The organism is uncultured Campylobacter sp., from assembly GCF_937959485.1.
Classification (GTDB): Bacteria; Campylobacterota; Campylobacteria; order Campylobacterales; family Campylobacteraceae; genus Campylobacter_B.
The window spans coordinates 13,072-34,144 of the sequence record NZ_CALGPY010000009.1 but is presented as its reverse complement, the minus strand read 5'-3'; the positions used below and the strand labels follow the sequence as shown (position 1 = coordinate 34,144).

Here is a 21,073-nt window from a genome sequence, read left to right as displayed (position 1 = left end):
CGAAACGGACGCTGCAAAATTTACGATTTAGGATAAAATTCTAAAACCTGTGGTAAGATTTCGCAGTTTTGTTCCCGCGCGGAATCTTGCTCCACACATACGGCGCGCGGCTTGCAAGTTCCGATAAATTTATTTGGCGCTTAAAGCGAGGCTTGTAGCAGCAAATGTATTTGGAACGTGAGTCGGCGAATCGGTACGGCACGGGCGAGCGCAGGTGGGCGAGTCGGTTTGCGCCGAGGTGCAATCTGTTGTGAACAGACGAGGTTGCTCGCTCGTCGCAAATCGGCTAAACAATCGCGGTGGAGCGGGACAATTTAAATTTTGGATTTTGTATGAACGACGAATTTTACATGGATTTGGCGCTACGGGCTGCGTGGCGCTATCAGGCTCTGACGCTGCCCAACCCCGCTGTGGGCTGCGTACTTTTAGATAAGGGCGGCAGAGTTCTAGGCATAGGCGCGCACAAAAAGGTGGGCTTTTTACACGCCGAGGCAAACGCCGTTTTTGCCGCGCTGTGCGATCTGGATGCAAATTTCGCGCAGGATTTCGCTTGCGAATACGCCCGCAAATTCGGCGTTAAATTTCAAAACCTAGAAGCCCTAAAAAGCGCGCTTTTGCAGCCGAGCTTTACCTACGATTTTATCTTAAACCGCCACGGCGGGCTTTTGCGCGGCGCTTGCGCCTATGTCACGCTTGAGCCCTGCGCACATCGCGGCAAGACCCCGTCTTGCGCCGAGCTTTTGGCACAGCTCGGGCTATCGCGCGTGATAATCGGCGCGCGCGATACGAACGCGCAGGCTGCGGGCGGCGCGGAAATTTTACGCCGCGGTGGCATAGAGGTGAAATTTGACGTCTGCTCTGCCGCGGCGGCGGAGCTTGCGGAGCCGTTTTATTTGGCGCGCGAGAGCGGCTTTTGCTTCATCAAAATCAACGCCACGCTAAACGGCGCGGTACATGGGCGGATCGGCAGCGAGAAGCAGCGCGCATTCGTGCACGAGCTGCGCAGCGTATGCGACTACGTAGGCGTGGGCGGGCAGACCGTGCGCGCCGATAGGCCGACGCTGGACGTGCGTGCGGCTAAATTTGACGAAATTAGCGCTTCGGCAGGCAGAGCCGACATGTCGGCGCTAGACGCGCGCGTTGCGCCGCAAAACCTAAAGCCGCACGCACCCGACGTTTGGATTCGTTCGCGCCGCGCACTTTCGGATTTTGATGTGAGCATTCCGCTTTTTAGCGTCGCGGCTCGCAAGGTGGAGGTCTCGCAGTCGCTGCCCGCGGGCGCGAAAGTCACGATGATAGAGGCGGGGGCGAGTTCATTTGACGAGTTCGCGCAGTTTGCAAGCCACGCGCTTATTTTTTACAGCGCGCAGATGAGGGACGGGGGAAATTTTAGAGCAAATGCCGCGCTACAGCCGCTTTTTATCTCCCGCGCGAGCGATCCGCACCTAGAAGCGAACGAATTTTACGGCTGGTTTAAAATTTTAAAATGAAAATTGCAAAAGCTTCGCTATTATCGGTATGAGGATCAGCAGCGCTACTATTATTATGACGACCAATAGCGCCTTGTCTATGTTATATTTTCTTGCCGTAGATTTTGTCGTTGGGCTGCAATTTTGCAAGAAAGCTCCGAGCTTGTATCCGCTGATATGAAATAGCCAAGCGGTCCAAATCGGTCCGAGGGATAGGCACATCGCCGCAAATGCAATTTCTGATTTATTTAATATCATTATGCCGACGATCATAAATAAAGATAGCAGACTAACGATAATCACGCCTATCGTCGAAAAGGCGATAAAAAATATAAAATTTAGCTTGCAATCAATGCCTAAAATGCGAAAATTAATAATTTTATTTGCGATATAAAATGCGGAGATTATCGTTAAGATAGCTTTTGCGAGCTCGGCTTTAAAAGGAGCGTAAGGCAATAGCGATGCGCCAAAAACCGCATTTAATATGATGCCCACGTGCGATAAAGTAAAGCCGAGCGAGAACGAGAATACGCCCGTCAGTAAGATGCCTAGAAGTAATTTATAAAAATATATTTTCATACGCAATCCTTAAAATTCTGCGAAATTATACGCAATAGCAGCTTAAAATTTTGATCGCAAATTTAGCGTAAGCTTTGAAATTTTTCACGTATGCTGCAGGCAACGACGCAGAGCGAATATAAAAAATAGATATATGCCGCAAGCGGGACAAAAGCGACAAATCCCGAAGCATAAACTAAAGCGACTAGCACATATGTGGCATTTGCCAGCGCAGGTATGCTATAAGTCCAAAGCTCTGGCTTTTCAAAAGGGGTGTAGATATTATTCAAATACAAAGCTAAATTTACGACAAGCAGTAGAAAAAATATATAGTTCTTTTTCATAAAAGGAAAAGCGGCGCAAACCAAGACTACTATCAAATTTAATGCGATAAGAAAACCTATGTAATTAATATCTATAAAGGCGCAAAGTAAGCCTAAAATCGCGATTAATATATCTCTTTTCATAACCGATTGCCGTCCTTTTTAATTCCTGCAATTATAATGCATAGATTTAAATTTTGACGAAAAGACGTTACCCAAAAAGAGCTTGTAAATTAGGTATTTTATGTTTTTGCGCACCTTGGCTCCCTGGAATTTCGCGAGATTATACGTCAAATTTGCTTTTAATCGGCTCAAAGCGGCAGGAAAATTTAATGAGTTAAATTTAGCCAAAATTTTGAGCGTAGTTTAAATTTACGGCTCGATTTGCAGCTCAATTTACGGCGCGGAATTTTAAAATTTAGCGGCGCGAATCGCGCCGGGTGTAGACGCAATTTGCACTGCTACTTTTATGCGAGCTTGCAATAAAGCATGAAGCAGGCTATGAGCGCGAGCAGTATCGTTACGATGACGCGGAGCTTAAAATCTACATTAAAGCTCGCGCCTAGATTTTTCAAAAGCCCGCTTAGCATAAAACCAGAGCGTTTAAATAGCGCGTATGTTAGGCACACAGACAATAAAAATGCGCCGCCGAAAAAGTAAAGCTCGTACCGTAAAAGCAAGAATCCAAATAGCAAGCACAAAGAGCCTATCACGATCATTGACGCAAAACAGGCGCAAAATGTTATGAGAAACATAAAATCCAGCTTGCAATCTATGCCCAGAATTTTGTATCTAATCATCCTAAATGCGAAATACCCGCCGAATAAAAAAGCAGGCAAGAGCTTTTGCGCAAACGTGAGAAAATAGGCAAAAATAGGCGAGCGTGGGGCGGAGACAAAATCGATTTCGATCCCAAGCTCGTTTAAAATAGTAAAAAGCATAAATCCTGCGACGCCGAAGCTTGCATAAGAGATCAAAAGCGAGATGAAAATTATCCGTATGGGGCTTTTGTCTTGGTTCACGAGCCATCTCCTTTAGATTTCCCGGATTATATAAAATTCCTGCTTTCCTCGCTATAAAATTTAGATAAAATTTTGCTTACTCGCGGTATTTGAAACGTGTGGAATTCTGATTTTACAGTTAAAATTTGGGGTTAGAATTTAGCGGCGGAATTCCGAAGCAAGAATTTTGCGGCGAGAATTCTGCAAAGCGAATTTTGCAATTAAAATTTTAAAATTTAAAATCTCGAAATTCTAAAATTCCGAAATTCCCACGGCGCGGGCAAATTTAAAATTTAAAACTCAAGCCAAATTTTAAATTTCAAACCGAGCGGAATTCTAAATTCTAAATTGAGCGGAATTCCAAATCCAAAAATTTTAGTGACTATGTCCTAAATGCCCGCCCGCGCCATTTGATCTTACTTCGCAGATGAGCTCGTCAGCGCATTCGTTTTCGCTGCTTTCAAGCTGTAGCGTCGTGTGCGTGATGCCCAGATGCTCCATTTCGTGCGATATTTCGCGCAAGATCCGCTCCGCCTCGCGCACGCTCAGCTCGCCGCTAACTACGATGTGAGCCGTGAGCGCGTTTGCGCCGCTTGTGATACTCCAGACGTGCAGGTCGTGCACCGAAAGCACGCCGTCCACGCCCCTGATCTGCGCGACGAGCCCGTCTAGGCACACGCCCTTTGGCGAGCCCTCCATCAGGATGTTTAGGCTCTCTTTTAGCACGCCCCAGCCGCTTTTTACGATGAGCGCGGCCACGAGCACGCTAGCCGCCGCGTCCGCCCAGCCCCAGCCAAAACACATCATCAGCAGTGCCGCCGTGATTGCGCCCACCGAGCCCGCAGCGTCGCCAAGTACGTGCGCATAGGCGCCGCGCATATTGACGTTTTCTCTCACGTCGCCGCCGCGCAGCATATATAGCGCCACGACGATGTTTACGGCAAGACCCAGCGTGCTGATAGCGAGCATGCCAGCGGTGGCTACTTCGGGCGGATTTTGGAATCGCCGCGCCGCCTCGATGACGATCAAAATGGCGATCGCGACGAGGGCGAGCGCGTTTATCGTCGCGGCTATAATTTCGATCCGCCTGTAGCCGAAGGTCTTTTGCAGATTGCCCTTGCGTTCGCCGAATTTAAACGCAAACAGCGAAAGCCCGAGCGCCGCAGCGTCTGAGAGCATGTGCCCGGCGTCCGAGAGCAGGGCGAGCGAGTTCGTCGCCAAGCCGCCCGCGACCTCGATGAGCATAAAAGCGGATATCATAAGGAAGGAATTTCTCAAAACGACCTTGTTTGACGCGTGCGAATGCGCGCAATGGGCGTGATTTTCGTGCATTTTGACCTCGTTTTTCGGCAAATTTTAGATACATTATACCCCAAAAAAGCGCTTAAATTTTATCTATATCGCCTTCTAGTCCGGCATCTACGCGCTTGCCTATATCTTTTAACTTGCTAAACTCTTCCACTAGCCTCGGCGCGTCGTCAAGACTGATCGCAAACGTCCAGAGATAGGTAAGCACCGAGTAGATGTGACCCGCATTTGCATGATTGCTCGAGAGTAAAAATATCGCCAAGCTAAAAATCGCCGCCGCACTCGCGCCGATGATAAAAAAACTCATTGCCTCTCTGTTTGAAATGCGGATACGAAGCTTTGAAAGTACGTCGTAGTGGCGATTTAGCGTGTATTCGTCGCCTACGCTTATGCGTTCTGCTTCGCGTTCCAGCTGGTTGTTTAGCTTTAGATACAAGCGGTCGTTTTTGGCGATGTATTTGGGTAGCAAAACTCCAAAAACCGCGAGCAGGGCCAAAACTGCCAAACCCGCGTAGAACTCGATAAATAAAAGCATGATCGCCGAGCCGAAAATCGAAACAACCGAGGTGAAAAATACGGGAAAGTGCTGCTCGAAAAAATCCACGAATTCGCGAGATAAATTTGCCCTTGCGATTACGGCGCTTTCGTCTTTTGCGGCTCTTTTTTCGTTCATTATCACGCTTACGGCAAGCCCCGCGTATATCCTAGTAAATACCTGCGTATCCACGCGCCGTCTAATCGAGCCTAGCCCTCAGCCCACGAACACCATGCACGAGTAGCTAAGCGCCAAAAGCGTATCGCCCGCTACGATGGCGTTTATGGCGATGCCGGCTAGTACGGGGTAGACGAGAAATAGCCCGTTTTCCGCCAAAACCAGGCTAAACGTCAAGAACAGCTTTTTAAAATTTTTCTTTGCAATGAGCGTTAGCGTCTTAAATGCGCTATTTTGCATAAAATTCCTTTGTTTAAAATCGCGCGGATTTTAGCTGATTTTAAAATTTGCGTCAAATTTTTCGGAATTTTTGCTGTAACTCTTGACATTACAACAAAATTTGATTATACTTCGCTCATAGGTTGTAAGTTATAGCATTACAACAAAAATTTCTAAGGAGAAAAAGATGTCAAACTACAAGATCGTTTCAACGAAAAGCGAACCGAGAGTCGAGCTAAAAGAAGCTCTAGGCTTAAGCGGCTGCGAGCTTTCTATCAACGAGCTTCCCGCAAACGCGAGCGTGCCGTTCGTGCATTCGCACAAGCAAAACGAGGAGCTTTACTTGGTGCTAAAAGGCGGCGGTACGCTTTTTATAGACGGCGAGGAGAAGGCAGTCGGTGAGGGCGACGCGATCCGCATCGATCCGGACGGCAAAAGGTGCTTCAAGGCGGGCGCGCAGGGGATGAAGTTTATCTGTATCCAGACCAAACGCGGCAGCCTGGAGCAGTACACGATGGACGATGGAGTGGTAAACGACGATGTAAAGCCAAGCTGGCTGTAAAATTTCGCAAGACAAGTATGTGGCAAAGCGCGGGTGTAAATTTTAAACCGTGCGGCGGGCAAGACGCGCCCTGCGGGGCGGGCGCAGCGGTTATGCGATCAAATAAATCAAATTTAAAGGAGAAACAATGAAAGTAGCAATCATAGGTGCAAACGGAAAATCGGGTTCAAATTTGGTGCAAGAGGCCCTAAAACAAGGCTACGACGTTACGGCGATCGTGCGAAACAAAGAGTATAAAAATAGCGATATAAAGGTCGCCTACAAAGATATTTTTGAGCTAGCAAGGCCCGATCTAGCGGGCTTTGACGCCGTTATCAGCGCATTTGGCGCCTTTACTGACGCGACCTTTCCTCTATACAAAAAGGTAGCAGTTCATCTTGCAAATTTGCTAAGCGGTAGCAGCACGAGGCTAATCATCGTAGGCGGCGCCGGCACGCTGCTTGTGGACGACAAAGGTACTATGGCTATGGATACGCCGGGCTTCCCGCCTGAGTATATGGGCGTGGCAAGGGCGGCTGCGGAGTCGTTTTTTGAGCTAAAAACCAAATCTGACGTGCCCTGGACATACGTCTCGCCTGCCGGAGACTACGACGCAGATGGCGCTCGCACCGGCAAATACGTGCTCGGTAACGATCACGTCATACTAAACTCGCAAAACGAGAGCTACATCAGCTACGCCGATCTTGCGATCGCGATCATTGACGAGCTAAAAAATAGAAATTTCGTGCAAAAGCGCTTTACCGCAGTCGGCGAGAGAGCGTGAGCTTAAAATTTTGCGTAATTTAGCTAAAATAACGCCGCACGAAATCAACATGCGGTTTTAAATTTAAATCAAGGCTGGTTATGCAAGTAGGTATCAAATTTTCACTCGCGGTTCACATCATGCTTTGCGTTGCGTATTTTCGCGAGGAGAAGGTCACGGGCGATTTCGTCGCCGCAAGCTCGGGGATAAACCCCGCCATCGCGCGCAAGCTGATCTCGCAGCTAAGAAACGCAGCCTTGGTACTCACGACCGCGGGTGTGGGCGGCATCACGCTGGCTCGCGACGCGCGGCTCATCACGCTTTTAGACATTTACGAGGCGGTGAGCGAGGAGGGCGCGATGTTTCGCCTGCACAAAGGCTCGCCTAGCGCCTGCCCCGTGGGCGGCAAGATCGAGGCGGTACTCGCGCCGCGATTTGCTCGTATTCAGAATGATTTTAAAAGATCCTTATCAAGCGTGAGCTTGGCGGATCTGCTGCACGATCTAGGATAGAGCTATTAAAATTTTAAATACGCATTTATATTCTAAATTTGCTCGAATTTCAAGGCTTGCGGGCTAAATTTATATAAAAATTTACCCGCCCGCCATGTTAAAATTTCGATTTAATTTAATCTGGGCTATAATGCGCTCGAAAATAGCAAAATGACGTTTTGTTAAAGGGGAGGAAAATTTTGAAAGACTTCAAACTTCGGTTTATTTACGCTATCTGCGCTGTGGTCGTATGTGCACTGTATCTGCTAGCCGAAAGATCTGGTTTTACGGAGCGCAAACGAACTAATTTTACCGTTACTTCAGATACAAATGTCTCCAAGTGCCCGGTCTTAGCAAATACGTAACTCAAGAAGAGGTTGAAAGTTTTGCGTTTCGCTACTGGGATATAGATTATAATTCAAATCCAAAAAACGTATTTAAAGAACCCGCCATTGACGTAGAGCTAAAAAGACTTTTAAAAAGCAAGCAAACTGATGAAATTTTAAAATTTATGAAAGATAACAATCTAACCGTCGAGCATACTATGCACGGAGGGGTAACGCCAGTGATGTATTCTAGCTTTTGGAATGATACAAATACCACTCAAGAGCTTATAAAGCTAGGTGCGGATATACATAAAAAAGACGAATACAAGCTATCCGCTATGGCTTATGCGATAGAAAATAATGCTACTAAAACGGTAAGACTGCTTTTAGACAACGGCGTTAAATTTGAGGAGGCGGAAGTCGTTAGAAACAGACTGCTTCCGCCGAATTATAACCATATAAAATCCCTACAAATAAGTGATGACGGAAATTTTACGTTGATTTATGAGACCGACTACCCTATGATTAGTATAGGAGAGCCGAATTATTTCTTTTCATATCTTACGAATACGAATATGTATGAGATAGCAAAGATGGCATTAGAAAGCGGCTACAAGCCATATATTTGGAAATTTAAAAACTCTACGGTAGGTCTAAGGTACGGAAACGATATTAAAAAGGTCGTGCCTGAAGGAATATTAAATGATAAAGCGGAACCGACGGACGGATTTGATATTACCGAATATGATTTTTCATTGTATGATACATTTCCGGGCACTCCAAATTACGAACCGATTTTAAAGCTGCTTATGCAGTATAACGTAGGTGGACAACCGAGTCCGGAATTTCTAAAACGAAAATATGATGATTGTCATAGAAACTATATATATAGTTTGGATAGTTATTATAAAATAAACTACGATGCAACTTATTATATACCTAAAAGTGAAATTTCGCTTATAACGACGGTATATCGCAAATATTGCAAAGATAGAAATTCTACATTTAAAGATGTTTATGAATATACGAAATTTGCAAGCAAGTTAAATGAAATGGAAGCGGTATCCATCCATATGTATACCAGAGATAAAGACGGTCGTAAGCTTGATCGGCCGTATAAAGATAATTTAAAAAAGCTGGATAAATATATAGATGAGATCTCATCCGATGAGATAAAAAATGCAATAAAAGAATTTTATGAAAACTAATCCCTCAAGCTACAATTTTATCTTCCTAACTTCCAGCTCGCCGCCAAAAAAGTTCACATAGTAAAGCAGGTCTTTTTCGACCTCAAGCCCCGCCAGATAACGCAGAGCGAGGTTTGCCTCAAAGCTTGCCGCAAACATCACGATCGCAGCCGTTATGCCCGCAGCCGTCGCGTTTAGGCTCGGGAAAAATTTAAAATCCGCATTCTGCACGAAGCAGACTTGACACTGCCAGCTGTCCACCGACGCAAACACCCACGGCACGCCTATTTGCTTAGCAAATGCATCGATCTGCGCACGCGTGGCGAGATTGTCGGTCGCATCCAAAATCAGATCAAATTTCTCGCCCGAGCCTATCGCGCTAGCGAAAAATTCCTCCGCGCGACTCTTATGCACCTCCACGCTCACGCCGTCGTAGCGAGCCTCCGTGCGGCTTTTAAAAACATCCGCTTTAAATTTGCCCTCGTCTGCAAGCGTGAATAAAATTTGTCTGTGGATGTTATGAAGCGCCACCGTGTCGAAATCCACGACGCTGATCCGCCCGATGCCGCTTGCGCCGAGCGCGTAAGAAAGGCTGCTTCCAAGCCCGCCCGCGCCGATGATCAGGATGCGCTTGTCCGCAAGCGCGCGCTGCGTCTGCTCGCCCCAAAGCTGAATCTGCCTGTGAAAGTAGTTCATAAAAGCCCCCTGCTAACTAGATTTTTGCGGAATTTCCACAGCCCGCGCGCCGCAGCGATCTCGTCCGCGTCCACTTCGCACATCAGCACACCCTCTTCGTTTTTCAGCTCGTTTGCGATCTCGCCGCCGGGGGTCACGACGAAGCTCTCGCCGTAAAATTTAAACTCGCTCTCGCCGAATTTCGCCTCGCCGATGCGGTTGGCGCGGATGACGTAGAGCGAGTTCGTAAACGCGCGCATCTTCAAAAGCTCGCGCCAGCGCCCGCCGCTTTCGAAGGTCGAAGCGCACGGCACGAGCACGCAGCCGACGTTTTTCTGCATAAAATAGCGCCAAAATACGTCAAAATGCGCCTCGTAGCCAAAGCACACGCCGAATTTTACGCCGCCCTCGCTAAAGATCATCGGCGAAATTTTACCGATTTTGCGGCTTTTGCGGTTGGCGAAAAAGCCCTCCTCGTTCCAGTGCGGATAGTCCATCAGGATATTTTGATCGTAAAATTTCACCTCCGAGGGCGAAAATTTCGCGCAGGATTTCACCCAGATAGGCTCGTTTTCGCTCGCGCAAAAGATCTCCTCTTCGCTCGAATCTTTTTGGTTTTCGGCTTTTGAATTTGAAGCGTTCGAGTTACTCGGGATCGAAGCGCTTAAATTTAAACCGTCTGCGGAATTTGCGGCTTTGAAATTTAAAGATTTTGCGCCGCAGGAGCTTGAGCCGCCTTTGGAACTCTGCTCGTTTTTGGAATTTAAAGCGCCTTTAGAATTTGAACCATCGTTGGAATTTAAATCGCTCTTGAAATTTAGCTCGCCCTTGCAACCGGGCTCGCTTTTAAGGCCTACGGAAATTTCGCTGCTGCAGTTCGCGCTTTTTTGAGTCGCGCCGCCGAAAATGCCCGCCTGCCTCAAAATCGCGCCGCTTGCGGCTCTGATTATCGGCGCTACGATATGCAGGTCGTATTTGGCGGCCAACCGCGCCATCAGCTCCTGTTTGTGCTCGCTCTGTTCGCAGGCGATAGAACGGGGCATCTTTTTAAGCTCGCTAAAGAAGGAATTTAGCTCATATTCGCCCAGCAGCACGATCCGCGCGCCGTTGTCTTTGGCGACCTTCATATAGTAATCGATCCGATTTTCGCTCATCGAAAGCGTCGGTAGTTGCAAAACGCATACGTTTATCATCGTCGCCTCCTAAGCCTGCTCGGGTGCGTTTATTTCGGCAACCTCGAGTTTGGCGTTTTCTAAAATTTCCTTCGCTTCCTTTAGCAGCGCGACGCCCTGCTTATACAGCTTCACGCTCTCTTCCAAGCTTAGATCCTTGTCGTTTAGGCTTTTTAAAAGCGCATTAATTTTTTCCATTTTTTCCTCAAAACTCATCCAAAATCCTTTTTATGATGTAATCAAATTTTTCTATCTCGACCAAAAACGCGTCGTGTCCGTAGTCGCTGTCGATCTGCGCGTAGCTCGCGCGATCCTTTTTGCCCAGATCGCTCATCGCATCGTAAATTTCTTTCATTAGCCCCGGCGGAAAGAGCACGTCGCCTTTGAAAGAGATGAGGTGCAGGCGCGATCTGATCTGCGCGCAGGCGTTTTTGAGATTGCCGTAGTGGCGCGTGCAATCAAATATATTCATCATCTTGGCGATGTAGAGATAGCACAGTGGATCAAACCTGCGCGCGAAATTTTCGCCGTTGTATTCAAGGTAACGATCGACTTGAAAGCGCCCGTTAATCTCGTAAAGACCGTCGGTTTCGACGTAGTTGCGCCCGAATTTATCCTGCATCGAGCTTGGGCTTAAAAAACTTATATGCCCCGCCATGCGCCCCACCGCCATGCCGTCAAGTCCGTGCTCGGCGATCAGATTTTTATCGTAGTTGCCGTTTTTGAAATTTGGGTCGCGCAAGATGGCCTCGGTTGCGATCTTATTAAACGCGATCGCCCAAGGCTGTGTAGCGTAAGTGCTTGCGAGTACGAAAATTTCATCCGCAAATTCCGGATATTCGATCGCATAGCACAGTGCCTGCATGCCGCCCAGGCTGCCGCCGATAACGGCGCGGGCGCGGGCGATGCCGAGGCACTTTAAAAGCATCATCTGCGCGCGCACGACGTCCGAGACGACCACTACCGGAAAGCGCAAGCGGTACTCGCGGCCGCTGCTTTCATCGACGTCGAGCGGGCATGTCGAGCCGAAAGGCGAAGCCAGGATATTTATGCAGATGACGAAAAATTTCGTCGTATCGACCGCTTTATGATCGCCGATGAGCCCGTCCCACCAGCCGGGCTTAACGTCGCCCTCGTAAAGTCCCGCGGCGTGCGCGGAGCCCGTTAAGGCGTGGCAGATGACGATGACGTTGGATTTATCAGAATTTAGCTCGCCGTAGGTTTCATAGGCGAGCTTGAAATTGGAAAAGACGCGGCCGCTCTCCAGATAGAGCGGCTCGTCGAAATTTTGAATTTTGCTTTGAAGGATCACTGATTTACTCGGTAATTCGGCGCTTCCTGCGTGATGATGACGTCGTGGACGTGGCTTTCTTTAAGACCTGCACTCGTGATCTCGACGAATTCAGCCTTTTGCTGAAAGGTCGCGATATCCTTGCTGCCGCAGTATCCCATCGAACTTCGCAAGCCGCCTAGCAGCTGAAAGATCACGTCTTTTAGCATGCCCGCGTAAGGTACGCGCCCCTCGACGCCCTCGGGTACGAGCTTTTCTTTTGCGGTACCGTCTTGAAAGTAGCGATCCGAGCTTCCCTTCTGCATCGCCGCAAGAGATCCCATACCGCGGTAGGTTTTGTATTGGCGCCCCTGAAACGTAATGAGCTCGCCCGGGGTTTCGTAGCAGCCTGCTAGCAAGCTTCCCATCATCACCGAGCTTGCGCCCGCGGCTAGGGCTTTGGCGATGTCGCCCGAGTATTTGATGCCGCCGTCTGCGATGATCGGAATTCCAAATTTAGCCGCCTCGATCGCACAATCGTTGATCGCGGTAAACTGCGGCACGCCCACGCCAGCTACGATGCGCGTAGTGCAGATCGAGCCCGGGCCGATACCTACTTTAATCGCGTCCGCTCCTGCGTTTGCGATATCTTTTATGCTGGCGGGGTTTGCGACGTTTCCGACTACTACATCCACGTCAAAATTTCGCTTCAGCTCCTTAAGCGTGTCGATAATGCCTTTGGAGTGTCCGTGCGCAGAATCCATCACAAGCGCATCTACGCCCGCTTTGACGAGAGCTTCGGCTCTTTGTAGATGGCCTACGCCAATCGCCGCGGCGACGCGAAGGCGGCCGAATTTGTCTTTATTGGCGCTTGGATATTCGATACGCTTTTTAAGGTCTTTAATCGTAATAAGCCCTTCTAAATGGCCGTTTGCGTCGATTATCGGAAGCTTTTCTACCTTATTGTTTCTAAAAATTTTCTCCGCATCATCAAGCGTGCAGCCTTTCGGAGCGGTAATTAGCGGAGCTTTGGTCATCTTCTCGCCCACAAGCGCGGCGGTGTCGGTTTCAAAGCGCAGGTCGCGATTAGTTAAAATCCCAATCAGCACGCCGTTGTCGTCGATAACGGGAATGCCGCTGATGTGATACTCGCTCATCAGATCGAGAGCGTCTTTGATCGTGGCGTCCGCCTTGATCGAGATAGGATCGATGATGACGCCGCTTTCGCTCTTTTTTACGCGGCGAACCATCTTGGCTTGGGAGTCCTCGTCCATATTTTTATGGATAACGCCGATGCCGCCTAGGCGTGCCATCATTATCGCGGTGCGGTACTCGGTGACCGTATCCATCGCAGCACTCACAAGAGGGGTATTTAGCGTGATATTCTTTGTAAAACTCGTGCTGATATCGACCTCTTTGGGTAAAATTTCAGAGTATTGCGGTACCAACAAAACATCCTCGAAGGTCAGAGCCTTTTTGACGATCTTCATACTTATCCTTTCACGATTTTTTCTAAACTCAAGCCGCCGTCCAGCACCGTTTGTTCGTCGTAGGCGCGCCCGATGAGCTGCGCGCTGATATTAAGAGCCTCTTTGTTTTTCGCTACCGGCACGGAGATCGCGGGAAGCCCCGCTAAATTTACGCCGATCGTGTAGATGTCGCTAAGATACGCGCGAAGCGGATCGCTAAGCTCGCCGAATTTATATGCCACACCCGGCGCAATCGGCATAAAGATCAAATCGGCGTCTTTTAAAATTTCCTCATATTCGCTTTTGATGAATGCCCTTGCTTTCTGCGCTTTGATGTAATACGCGTCATAGTAGCCGCTGCTTAGCACGAAGGTGCCTAGAAGCATGCGGCGCTTGACCTCGTCGCCGAAGCCCTCGCCGCGGGTGTTGGCGTAGAGCTCTTTTAAATTTAGAGCCTTCGCGCGGTTTCCGTAGCGCACGCCGTCGTAGCGGCTTAAATTTGCGCTAGCCTCGGCGGTGGCGATGATGTAGTAGGTCGCGATGTCGTATTTGGAGCTACAAAGATCGCGGTAAACGATCTCGTGCCCGAATGATTTTAGCTTTTCTATAGTTAAATTTAAAGCCTCTTTGACCTGCTGCGAGGCTTCGTCAATATAATTTTTTATAACGGCGATCTTAAGCTTGCGATCGGCGTTTAGCTTATCCGCGGTGCTTTCGTAAGCGCCCGCGTAGCTCGTGCTGTCCATCTCGTCGCGACCTGCGATGATGTCGTATAAAATCGCCGCATCCTCTACGCTGCGCGTGATCGGTCCTATCTGATCGAGGCTGCTCGAATACGCCGCGAGCCCGTAGCGGCTGACCCTGCCGTAGCTCGGCTTAAAGCCTACGCAGCCGCAAAATGCCGCCGGCTGGCGGATCGAGCCGCCCGTATCGCTTCCGAGTGCGGCTACGGCGATATTTGCCGCTACGGCAGCCGCGCTTCCGCCGCTACTGCCGCCGGGCACGCGCGAGTGATCGGTTGGATTTAGAGTTTTGCCGTAGAATGAGCTTTCAGTCGTGCTTCCCATCGCAAACTCATCCATATTCGTCCGCCCAAATGGCGCCAAACCGCGTTCGCGTAGCTTTTTGATCACCGTCGCGTCGTATGGCGCAACGTAGCCTTGCAAAATTTTGCTCGCCGAGGTGACGCTCCAATCTTTTACCTGAATGTTATCTTTGATCGCGATCGGCACGCCCTCGCCGCTGACGTTTAGAGCCTCGCCCGTAAGCTGCTCGACGTAGGCGCCGAGCTCTTTGGTTTTTAAAATTTTATCCTTTAGCTCCGCTCTAAGCGCCGAAATTTCATCCGCGCTCAGCTTTAGAGCCTCTTTCAAACTTATCATCTGCCATCCTTAAATTTATTCACAAAATAGATCCCCACGCCCGTCGCTACGCAGATCAGCGCGATCGTAAAAAATACGAAGCCGAGACTTATGGGGCTAGCGAGCATGCATGACCTTTGCGCAGCGCGGGCAGAGCTCATCCGGCTCTTTTGCGTTAAATTTCCAGCATCTCGGGCATTTGTGTTTAGAGGATTTTACGAGGCGGAAAATTTCGTCGTTTATCTTAAATTCCGCCAGAGCCTCCTCGCTTTGCAGAGTGTCCACGTCGCTTACCATGAACCAATCCGCCACGCCCAGGATGTCGTTTGATAAAATTTCGTTCGAGCTCGTTTCTAAAACCAGCTCAAGCGTCGATTTGATGATCTTGTCCTTTTTCAGCGCGTCGATAAGCTCGAAAAATTTCTCCCTCGATTTGATTAAAATTTCGTCAAATTCTAGAAAATCGTCAAATTCTATCGGCTTGTAAATCAAGTCGAAAGCGTCTTCCTTGCCCTCTTTGATGATACTCGGCGCAAACTGCATCACTTCGTCGATCGTGTAGGTTAGCGTAGGCGCGATTAGAGGCAGTAGCGCTCGCGTGATCAGCGCGATCGCGCTTTGCGCGCTTCTGCGGCGCGGCTCGTCGGGTGCGTCGCAGTAGAGCCTATCTTTGCAGATATCAAGATAAATTCCGCTCAGATCGGCGCTTAAGAAATTTAGCAAGGCGTTGAAGCCCTTTGAAAAATCGTAGTTTCTAAACGCCGCTTCCGCGCTCGCAAAGGCGTTTGCCGCGCGCGTTAGGATCCAGCGGTCAAGCCGCGTAAAATTGCTCGTCTCGATCTCATTTAAATCACTGGTGCTTGCGAGCATAAATCTTATAGTATTTCGGATCTTGCGGTACTGCTCACTTACCTGCTTAAGGATATTGTCGCTGATCTTCAGATCGGTCGAGTAATCGCTCATCGCGACCCAAAGGCGTAAAATTTCCACGCCGTGGCTCTTTGCGACCTCTTGCGGATAGACGACGTTTCCGACTGATTTACTCATCTTTTGGCCCTTCTCATCGACGGTAAATCCGTGCGTGAGGATGCTCTTGTACGGCGCGCATTCGTTAATCGCGCAGCTTAGAAGCAGTGAGCTTTGAAACCAGCCGCGGTGTTGGTCGCTGCCCTCAAGATACATATCCGCGGGGAATTTGCCTGCATCGTAGGCGCCGCTTTGTAGCACCGCTTTCCACGTCGAGCCGCTATCGAACCAAACGTCTAAGATATCCATCACCTTTTCTAAATTTTCGGGCTTATAGCCGCTGTCCTGCGGCAAGAGCTCCGAAATTTCCATCTGCCACCAAGCATCCGCGCCTTTGGCTTTAAAAATCTCGTAGATATTATTTAAAATTTTTTCATCAAAGATCGGCTCTTTGGTGCTTTTGTCGCGGAAAAACGCGATCGGCACGCCCCAATCTCTCTGGCGTGAGATACACCAATCAGGGCGGTTCTCTATCATCGAGCTTAGGCGGTTGATGCCGCTTTGCGGATAAAATTTAACCTTTTCGATCTCTTCAAGGGCTACTTGGCGCAGCGTCTTGCCGCTGAGTTTAGGCTCGTCCATAGCGATAAACCACTGCTTCGTCGCGCGGTAGATCACCGGCTTGTGCGTGCGCCAGCAGTGCGGATAGGAGTGGACGAATTTACCGGATTTGATAAGCGCGGGACCTAGGATCTGTAAAATTCTCTCGTTTGCTTTGAAAATATGCATCCCCACGAGCTCATCTACGACGTCTGCGCGGAAGAGTTTTTTAGTTTTAAGCGTCTCGTCGAAACAGCCGCCCTCATCCACGGGCATAATCACCTCGATGCCGTATTTAAGCCCTACGAAATAATCGTCCTCGCCGTGTCCGGGAGCCGTATGCACGAGCCCAGTGCCGCCATCCATTAAAACGTGCTCGCCGAGGATAAATTTTGAATCCCTATCGTTTAGCGGATTGATTGCGTTTAAGCCCTCAAGCTCGGTAGCCTTAAATTCTTTTACGATCTCGCCCTTGGTGATGCCCAGGCTTACGAGGCTTTCGACCAGAGGTTTAGCAAGGATCAAATTTTCGCTCGTCAGCGCGTAAATTTCATTCGGGTTCAAAGATATTGCGCCGTTTGCAGGTAGCGTCCAAGGCGTGGTCGTCCAGATGACCGCTTTAGCGCCTTTCGCGCCGATTTTAGCGTTTGCTTCACCGCTTAGATCGAACGCCACGAAGATCGAGTAGTCCTCTTTGTCTTTGTACTCGACCTCGGCTTCTGCGAGCGCGCTTTTTGCCGCCCAGCTCCAAAACACGGGCTTACTTCGCTCGATCAGAATTCCTTTTTTCGCGATCTGACAGAGCGCTTTGTAAATTTCAGCCTCAAACTCAAATTTTAGCGTCAGATACGGATCGTCCCAGTCGCCCAAAATCCCCATATCTTTAAATTCATTGCGCTGCACGTCGATAAACTCTTTGGCGTGCTGTCTGCAAAGCTCGCGGATCTGCACTTTTGAAAGCGATTTTTTCTTATCTCCGAGCTTAATCTCTACTTGCTGCTCGATCGGCAGGCCGTGGCAGTCCCAGCCCGGCACGTAGCGGATCTCCTCGCCGAAGAAATAATGGGTTTTGGTGATGATGTCTTTTAAAATTTTATTCAGCGCGTGGCCGATGTGGAGGTGTCCGTTAGCGTACGGCGGGCCGTCGTGGATATTAAAGCTAACGCTTGCGCCCTTGCGTTTAGCCTTCATCTTTTCGTAAATTTTACGCTGCTCGTACCATGCCTTAAACCGCGCAGGTTCGTTTTGCGGCAGTGCGCCTCGCATCGCAAAATCCGTAGTAGGAAGAAAGAGAGTATCTTTGTAGTCCATATTTGTACCTTTTCGTGTCTTAAAAAATTTGTGAAGTTTATCCAAAACGCCATTAAAAAGCTCTGAAAGAGCAGTCTGCGTTTATGCTATAATGTGCGAAAATTTAATGAGGGTCTTTATGAAAAATATCATCCTTGTAATCGGCGAGGAGATCCGCTACGACGCGGCTTTGATGAGCTATATATCTCGCAGCTACGAACGAGTTTTTGGGCGGATGGACGATCTGAAATTCTTAAGCGAAAACGATAAGGTTTTGCCCTTCGTGCTTGAAAAGATGATCGATTCGTACGATTTTATCACGATCTTTGCGGCAAACTCCGCCTACGCGGTCGTCGGTAAAATTTTATCGACGCTCTCTTTCGATTCGCTTGAGCTAAAAAACGGAGAAACCCTAGCGCCCTCGATGGCGCGCACGGTGGCGAAAAATAGCTTCCTGCTAAACGTCAGAGGCTGCTCGGTAAACGTGATCAAAGCACTTTGCTTGCAGAGCCTGCCGCCGATCCTTCAAGACGCGCCGAATGCGGGCGAGAGCTTTTATCTATTCGATTGCGAATACGAAAGCGTAAAGCAGCGCCTAGAAAGCCTTGCGATCAGTTATAAAATTTCGCTTACGATCAGTAGGCCCTGCTCCTTTTTGCTGTTAGTGCGCGCCAGTGCGATGAAATTCGGAGCGCTGGACGCGTTTTTGCAAAGCGTCGGCAAGTATTATGAGAGCTGCTACATCGAAGGCGGCGATTTTATGGGCTTCGTGGTGGATAGACTGCGCGAAATAGGCGCTAAGATCACCTTTGCCGAAAGTTGCACCGCAGGGCTCATCGCTGCAAAATTCGGCGCGGTCGCGGGTGTAAGCGACGTTTTTGACGGTTCGCTCGTAAGCTACGCCAACGAGATAAAAAATCTCTGGCTCAACGTATGCGAAGATACGCTCGCGCGCTACGGCGCGGTCAGCGCGCAGACCGTGGGCGAGATGCTGGAGGGCGCGCTACAAAGCAGCGGGGCGAGCTTCGCTCTTGCGGTAAGCGGTATCGCGGGCCCCGGCGGCGGAAGCGCGCAAAAGCCCGTAGGGACGGTCTTTATCGGCGCGAAGGAGCAGGGCGGCAAACAGATCGTCGGGGAATTTCATCTAAAAGGCGATCGAAACTACATCCGCGAACAAAGCGCCGATATCGCTATCTGCTTGCTTTTGAAGCTTAGAAGCGATCTGTTTTTCGGGCGGCTTCCGAGCGCGATTGCGAGAGATGAAATTTAAAGGAGCGGATTTTGAAAAGACGAATTTTGAAAGGGTGCGGACGCGATTTAGCGCATAATTTTATCCGAGCTAGCGGCGAGCGGGACTTTGAGCGAGAGCGAAATTTCGTTTCGGTCGGCGGTGCGCGAAATTTTATTTCGACGCAGGGCGGGCAGAATTTTACTCGGGCTAGCGACGGGCGAAATTTTATCTCAGAGGGTCGCGCTAGAAATTTTAGTTTTATAAACGATTTTAGCTTTTTAAACGCGGCACGAAATTTTACTTTGGCGATAGCCGCGATATGTATTTTAGGCGGCTGCGACGGCGGATCGGACGCGCAAAATCGCGAGCAAAGTGCGCGCTCGGAGCAGAATTTTAGCGCGGGTAATCAAGGGCAAAATTCCGCTCAAAACTCCGTGCCGCAGGGCCTTGAGAGCAAGCAAAAATCCGATCTGAACTCCACGATAGACGAGCTTGCAAACGATGCTAAAGTTTTTGGCGAGGCCTTGCAAAATTTGCAGAAAAAAGCGCCCGAAGTCTTGAACGATTTCGCCGCTCGCAACGCGGATAGGATAGAGGATCTGCTAAAGCAGGGCGAGGCGGCGGTGCGCGAGGCGGGCAAAAACCTTGATCAGATGGGGCAGAGCCTGCAAGGCATCATCAAGGACGCTAATGAAAGCCTAGGCAAGGTCTTGGAGGGCTTTGGCGTGCAGCCTAGACATGAGCCGCGCGGCGGGCGCTCGCAGGAGCGCGACGATAATTCTGGGCTTGAAGAGGCGACCGATAGGCAAAGTTTTAGAATTTAAGCGGCGCTAAATTTTACTCAAATTTTTCGTTGCGACCGCTACCTGCGAGGAAGCGGCGAGCCTCCAAAAGAGCGCGACAGACGCTTGGATCAGAGAGACGACACCGGCGGACAAAGCTTTAGAATTTAAGCGCGGCTAAATTTCGCTTAAATTTGTTTGTTGTGGCGAATGCTCGCAGAGAAACGATGCTAAATTTTATTAAATTTACTCGGCGCGGCGGTTTCGTTAAAATTTTACTCGCGCGAGCTTCCGCAATGGTGCGATGAACACTTACAAAAAAGTAGTAAATCTTTGCAAAACGCGACGAGTGCCCCGAGGGCGAGCATTTCTAAAATAAAGCGCGAGTAGTGGATGAAGTTTGGAATTCAAAGCTCCGCTCTTTGAAGTTGCTGTAAAGATAAGCAGGCAGCGGCTGGTAAAGCTTTAGAATTTAAGGCTGCTTGCGATAAAACGAGAAAAATTTTACGAAGTAGAGCTATAATGCACTCCGCAATTTCAAATTTAAAGGATAGAAATGAAAACTCTCATTATTTTGGCTCATCCAAATATTGCAAACTCGCTCGTAAACCGCCACTGGAGGGATGCCGTGCTAGCCCATCCTGATAAGTTCGAGCTTCACGATCTTTACGCGCTTTATGCGGATTTTAAAATCGATGTGGAAAAGGAGCAAAAACTGCTCGAAAGCCACGATAAAATCGTGCTTCAGTTTCCGTTTCGTTTTTCAAACTGCACGCCGCTTCTTAAGCAGTGGTTTGAGGACGTTTTTACGCGCGGCTGGGCTTATGGCACAGAGAGCGGCGGTAAGCTTAAAGGCAAAAAATTCGCGCTTGCGATCTCGCTTGGCGCGACCGAGGCAAACTATTCTAAAAACGGCATCGTGGGCTTTAGCGTGGATGAGGTGCTAGCGCCATTTAAGGCTACGTTTAATTTCGTCGGCGCAACGACTATGCCTAATTTCGTCTCATACGGCTTTACTTACGATAAAAGCGAGCAAGCCGTAGAAAATAGCGCGAAAAATTATATAAAGTATTTAAATAAGCTTTAAATTCTTTGCTTTTCTAGCCGCCTGTTGCGCGTAAAGCTTTAAAATTTTACGTAAGTGGCGCGGCTGATTTTTTAAAATTTTCGCTCAAGAAGCTCAAATTTAATCTCAAAATTTTTAAATTTTACCCCGAAATTCCGCTCGCGCTTCGTATACGAACTCAAATAAAATTTCAAGCAAAATTATGCGTCTAAATTTGAGCCCCGCTCTTAAATTTTAAAATTTTATCAGAGATTTTTTTATACAATTACGGCTGAAATTCGGCCCAAAAAAGG

19 protein-coding genes and 1 pseudogene are annotated in these 21,073 nt (G+C 48.9%); 8 read left to right on the top strand and 12 right to left on the bottom strand.

Features of this window, described 5'->3' with window-relative positions:
- Positions 1 to 332: 332 nt before the first annotated feature.
- On the top strand, positions 333 to 1,490 hold the full coding sequence (gene ribD / locus Q0380_RS07035; protein ID WP_298961914.1) for a bifunctional diaminohydroxyphosphoribosylaminopyrimidine deaminase/5-amino-6-(5-phosphoribosylamino)uracil reductase RibD: 1,158 nt from the start codon (positions 333 to 335) through the stop codon (positions 1,488 to 1,490).
- On the opposite strand, the gene Q0380_RS07030 is transcribed toward ribD, so the two are convergent.
- The 5 genes and pseudogenes from Q0380_RS07030 to Q0380_RS07010 form a co-directional block, all read right to left on the bottom strand.
- Complete coding sequence (locus tag Q0380_RS07030) at positions 1,482 to 2,048, bottom strand: hypothetical protein (protein ID WP_298961911.1); 567 nt, start codon at positions 2,046 to 2,048, stop codon at positions 1,482 to 1,484. The two genes, ribD and Q0380_RS07030, sit on opposite strands and share 9 nt — an antisense overlap.
- A 62-nt stretch (positions 2,049 to 2,110) precedes the next feature.
- The gene (locus Q0380_RS07025; protein WP_297902057.1) at positions 2,111 to 2,494 is read right to left on the bottom strand and encodes a transporter; all 384 of its coding nucleotides are present in this window, start codon (positions 2,492 to 2,494) and stop codon (positions 2,111 to 2,113) included.
- Positions 2,495 to 2,817: 323 nt separating this feature from the next.
- Positions 2,818 to 3,372 (bottom strand): hypothetical protein, encoded by a 555-nt coding sequence (locus Q0380_RS07020; protein ID WP_298961907.1) that lies wholly within the window; start codon positions 3,370 to 3,372, stop codon positions 2,818 to 2,820.
- A 354-nt stretch (positions 3,373 to 3,726) separates the two neighbouring features.
- Complete coding sequence (locus Q0380_RS07015) at positions 3,727 to 4,683, bottom strand: cation diffusion facilitator family transporter (RefSeq protein WP_298961904.1); 957 nt, start codon at positions 4,681 to 4,683, stop codon at positions 3,727 to 3,729.
- 52 nt (positions 4,684 to 4,735) lie between these two features.
- Positions 4,736 to 5,611 (bottom strand): annotated as a pseudogene (locus tag Q0380_RS07010) (ABC transporter six-transmembrane domain-containing protein).
- A 166-nt stretch (positions 5,612 to 5,777) separates the two neighbouring features.
- Between Q0380_RS07010 and Q0380_RS07005 the strand changes: the two are divergent.
- The 4 genes from Q0380_RS07005 to Q0380_RS06990 all read left to right on the top strand — a co-directional run bounded on the left by Q0380_RS07005 (position 5,778) and on the right by Q0380_RS06990 (position 8,919).
- Positions 5,778 to 6,152 (top strand): cupin domain-containing protein, encoded by a 375-nt coding sequence (locus Q0380_RS07005; protein WP_298961901.1) that lies wholly within the window; start codon positions 5,778 to 5,780, stop codon positions 6,150 to 6,152.
- Between the two features lie 127 nt (positions 6,153 to 6,279).
- Positions 6,280 to 6,915 (top strand): NAD(P)H-binding protein, encoded by a 636-nt coding sequence (locus Q0380_RS07000; protein ID WP_298961898.1) that lies wholly within the window; start codon positions 6,280 to 6,282, stop codon positions 6,913 to 6,915.
- 80 nt (positions 6,916 to 6,995) lie between these two features.
- Positions 6,996 to 7,406, top strand: coding sequence for an Rrf2 family transcriptional regulator (locus tag Q0380_RS06995; RefSeq protein ID WP_298961895.1), 411 nt, complete (start codon positions 6,996 to 6,998; stop codon positions 7,404 to 7,406).
- Positions 7,407 to 7,725: 319 nt separating this feature from the next.
- Entirely contained in the window at positions 7,726 to 8,919 is a 1,194-nt protein-coding gene (locus Q0380_RS06990; protein ID WP_298961892.1) for an ankyrin repeat domain-containing protein, read from the top strand.
- A gap of 9 nt (positions 8,920 to 8,928) precedes the next feature.
- On the opposite strand, the gene Q0380_RS06985 is transcribed toward Q0380_RS06990, so the two are convergent.
- From Q0380_RS06985 to ileS, 7 genes are all read right to left on the bottom strand, one after another.
- Positions 8,929 to 9,594 (bottom strand): ThiF family adenylyltransferase, encoded by a 666-nt coding sequence (locus Q0380_RS06985; protein ID WP_298961890.1) that lies wholly within the window; start codon positions 9,592 to 9,594, stop codon positions 8,929 to 8,931.
- Entirely contained in the window at positions 9,591 to 10,766 is a 1,176-nt protein-coding gene (locus Q0380_RS06980) for a carbon-nitrogen hydrolase family protein (RefSeq protein WP_298961887.1), read from the bottom strand. Before Q0380_RS06980 ends, Q0380_RS06985 begins: the two co-directional genes overlap by 4 nt.
- Positions 10,767 to 10,775: 9 nt before the next feature.
- Positions 10,776 to 10,961, bottom strand: coding sequence for an exodeoxyribonuclease VII small subunit (gene xseB, locus Q0380_RS06975; RefSeq protein ID WP_005872361.1), 186 nt, complete (start codon positions 10,959 to 10,961; stop codon positions 10,776 to 10,778).
- The gene (locus Q0380_RS06970) at positions 10,951 to 12,057 is read right to left on the bottom strand and encodes a homoserine O-acetyltransferase (RefSeq protein ID WP_298961885.1); all 1,107 of its coding nucleotides are present in this window, start codon (positions 12,055 to 12,057) and stop codon (positions 10,951 to 10,953) included. Before Q0380_RS06970 ends, xseB begins: the two co-directional genes overlap by 11 nt.
- Positions 12,054 to 13,505 (bottom strand): IMP dehydrogenase, encoded by a 1,452-nt coding sequence (gene guaB / locus Q0380_RS06965; RefSeq protein WP_177386726.1) that lies wholly within the window; start codon positions 13,503 to 13,505, stop codon positions 12,054 to 12,056. The genes Q0380_RS06970 and guaB overlap by 4 nt, the downstream gene beginning before the upstream one ends.
- Before the next feature lie 2 nt (positions 13,506 to 13,507).
- Positions 13,508 to 14,866, bottom strand: coding sequence for an Asp-tRNA(Asn)/Glu-tRNA(Gln) amidotransferase subunit GatA (gene gatA / locus Q0380_RS06960; protein WP_298961881.1), 1,359 nt, complete (start codon positions 14,864 to 14,866; stop codon positions 13,508 to 13,510).
- Positions 14,867 to 14,962: 96 nt separating this feature from the next.
- Positions 14,963 to 17,722 carry an isoleucine--tRNA ligase gene (gene ileS, locus Q0380_RS06955; RefSeq protein WP_298961876.1) on the bottom strand — a complete coding sequence of 920 codons (2,760 nt, stop codon included), beginning with the start codon at positions 17,720 to 17,722 and terminating at the stop codon, positions 14,963 to 14,965.
- A gap of 118 nt (positions 17,723 to 17,840) precedes the next feature.
- Here ileS and Q0380_RS06950 point away from each other — a divergent pair, with 118 nt between their 5' ends.
- From Q0380_RS06950 to Q0380_RS06940, 3 genes are all read left to right on the top strand, one after another.
- Complete coding sequence (locus tag Q0380_RS06950; RefSeq protein WP_298961873.1) at positions 17,841 to 18,971, top strand: CinA family protein; 1,131 nt, start codon at positions 17,841 to 17,843, stop codon at positions 18,969 to 18,971.
- A gap of 11 nt (positions 18,972 to 18,982) precedes the next feature.
- A complete protein-coding gene (locus Q0380_RS06945) occupies positions 18,983 to 19,756 on the top strand; it encodes a hypothetical protein (RefSeq protein ID WP_298961870.1) in 774 nt (257 codons plus the stop codon).
- Positions 19,757 to 20,270: 514 nt separating this feature from the next.
- Positions 20,271 to 20,801 carry an NAD(P)H-dependent oxidoreductase gene (locus Q0380_RS06940; RefSeq protein ID WP_291935840.1) on the top strand — a complete coding sequence of 177 codons (531 nt, stop codon included), beginning with the start codon at positions 20,271 to 20,273 and terminating at the stop codon, positions 20,799 to 20,801.
- Positions 20,802 to 21,073: the final 272 nt, after the last annotated feature.

Coding starts and splice junctions, on each gene's coding strand:
- ribD (WP_298961914.1), top strand. CDS start 333: ATGAACGACGAATTTTACATGGATTTGGCGCTACGGGCTGCGTGGCGC.
- Q0380_RS07030 (WP_298961911.1), bottom strand. CDS start 2,048: ATGAAAATATATTTTTATAAATTACTTCTAGGCATCTTACTGACGGGC.
- Q0380_RS07025 (WP_297902057.1), bottom strand. CDS start 2,494: ATGAAAAGAGATATATTAATCGCGATTTTAGGCTTACTTTGCGCCTTT.
- Q0380_RS07015 (WP_298961904.1), bottom strand. CDS start 4,683: ATGCACGAAAATCACGCCCATTGCGCGCATTCGCACGCGTCAAACAAG.
- Q0380_RS07005 (WP_298961901.1), top strand. CDS start 5,778: ATGTCAAACTACAAGATCGTTTCAACGAAAAGCGAACCGAGAGTCGAG.
- Q0380_RS07000 (WP_298961898.1), top strand. CDS start 6,280: ATGAAAGTAGCAATCATAGGTGCAAACGGAAAATCGGGTTCAAATTTG.
- Q0380_RS06995 (WP_298961895.1), top strand. CDS start 6,996: ATGCAAGTAGGTATCAAATTTTCACTCGCGGTTCACATCATGCTTTGC.
- Q0380_RS06985 (WP_298961890.1), bottom strand. CDS start 9,594: ATGAACTACTTTCACAGGCAGATTCAGCTTTGGGGCGAGCAGACGCAG.
- Q0380_RS06980 (WP_298961887.1), bottom strand. CDS start 10,766: ATGATAAACGTATGCGTTTTGCAACTACCGACGCTTTCGATGAGCGAA.
- xseB (WP_005872361.1), bottom strand. CDS start 10,961: ATGAGTTTTGAGGAAAAAATGGAAAAAATTAATGCGCTTTTAAAAAGC.
- guaB (WP_177386726.1), bottom strand. CDS start 13,505: ATGAAGATCGTCAAAAAGGCTCTGACCTTCGAGGATGTTTTGTTGGTA.
- gatA (WP_298961881.1), bottom strand. CDS start 14,866: ATGATAAGTTTGAAAGAGGCTCTAAAGCTGAGCGCGGATGAAATTTCG.
- ileS (WP_298961876.1), bottom strand. CDS start 17,722: ATGGACTACAAAGATACTCTCTTTCTTCCTACTACGGATTTTGCGATG.
- Q0380_RS06950 (WP_298961873.1), top strand. CDS start 17,841: ATGAAAAATATCATCCTTGTAATCGGCGAGGAGATCCGCTACGACGCG.
- Q0380_RS06940 (WP_291935840.1), top strand. CDS start 20,271: ATGAAAACTCTCATTATTTTGGCTCATCCAAATATTGCAAACTCGCTC.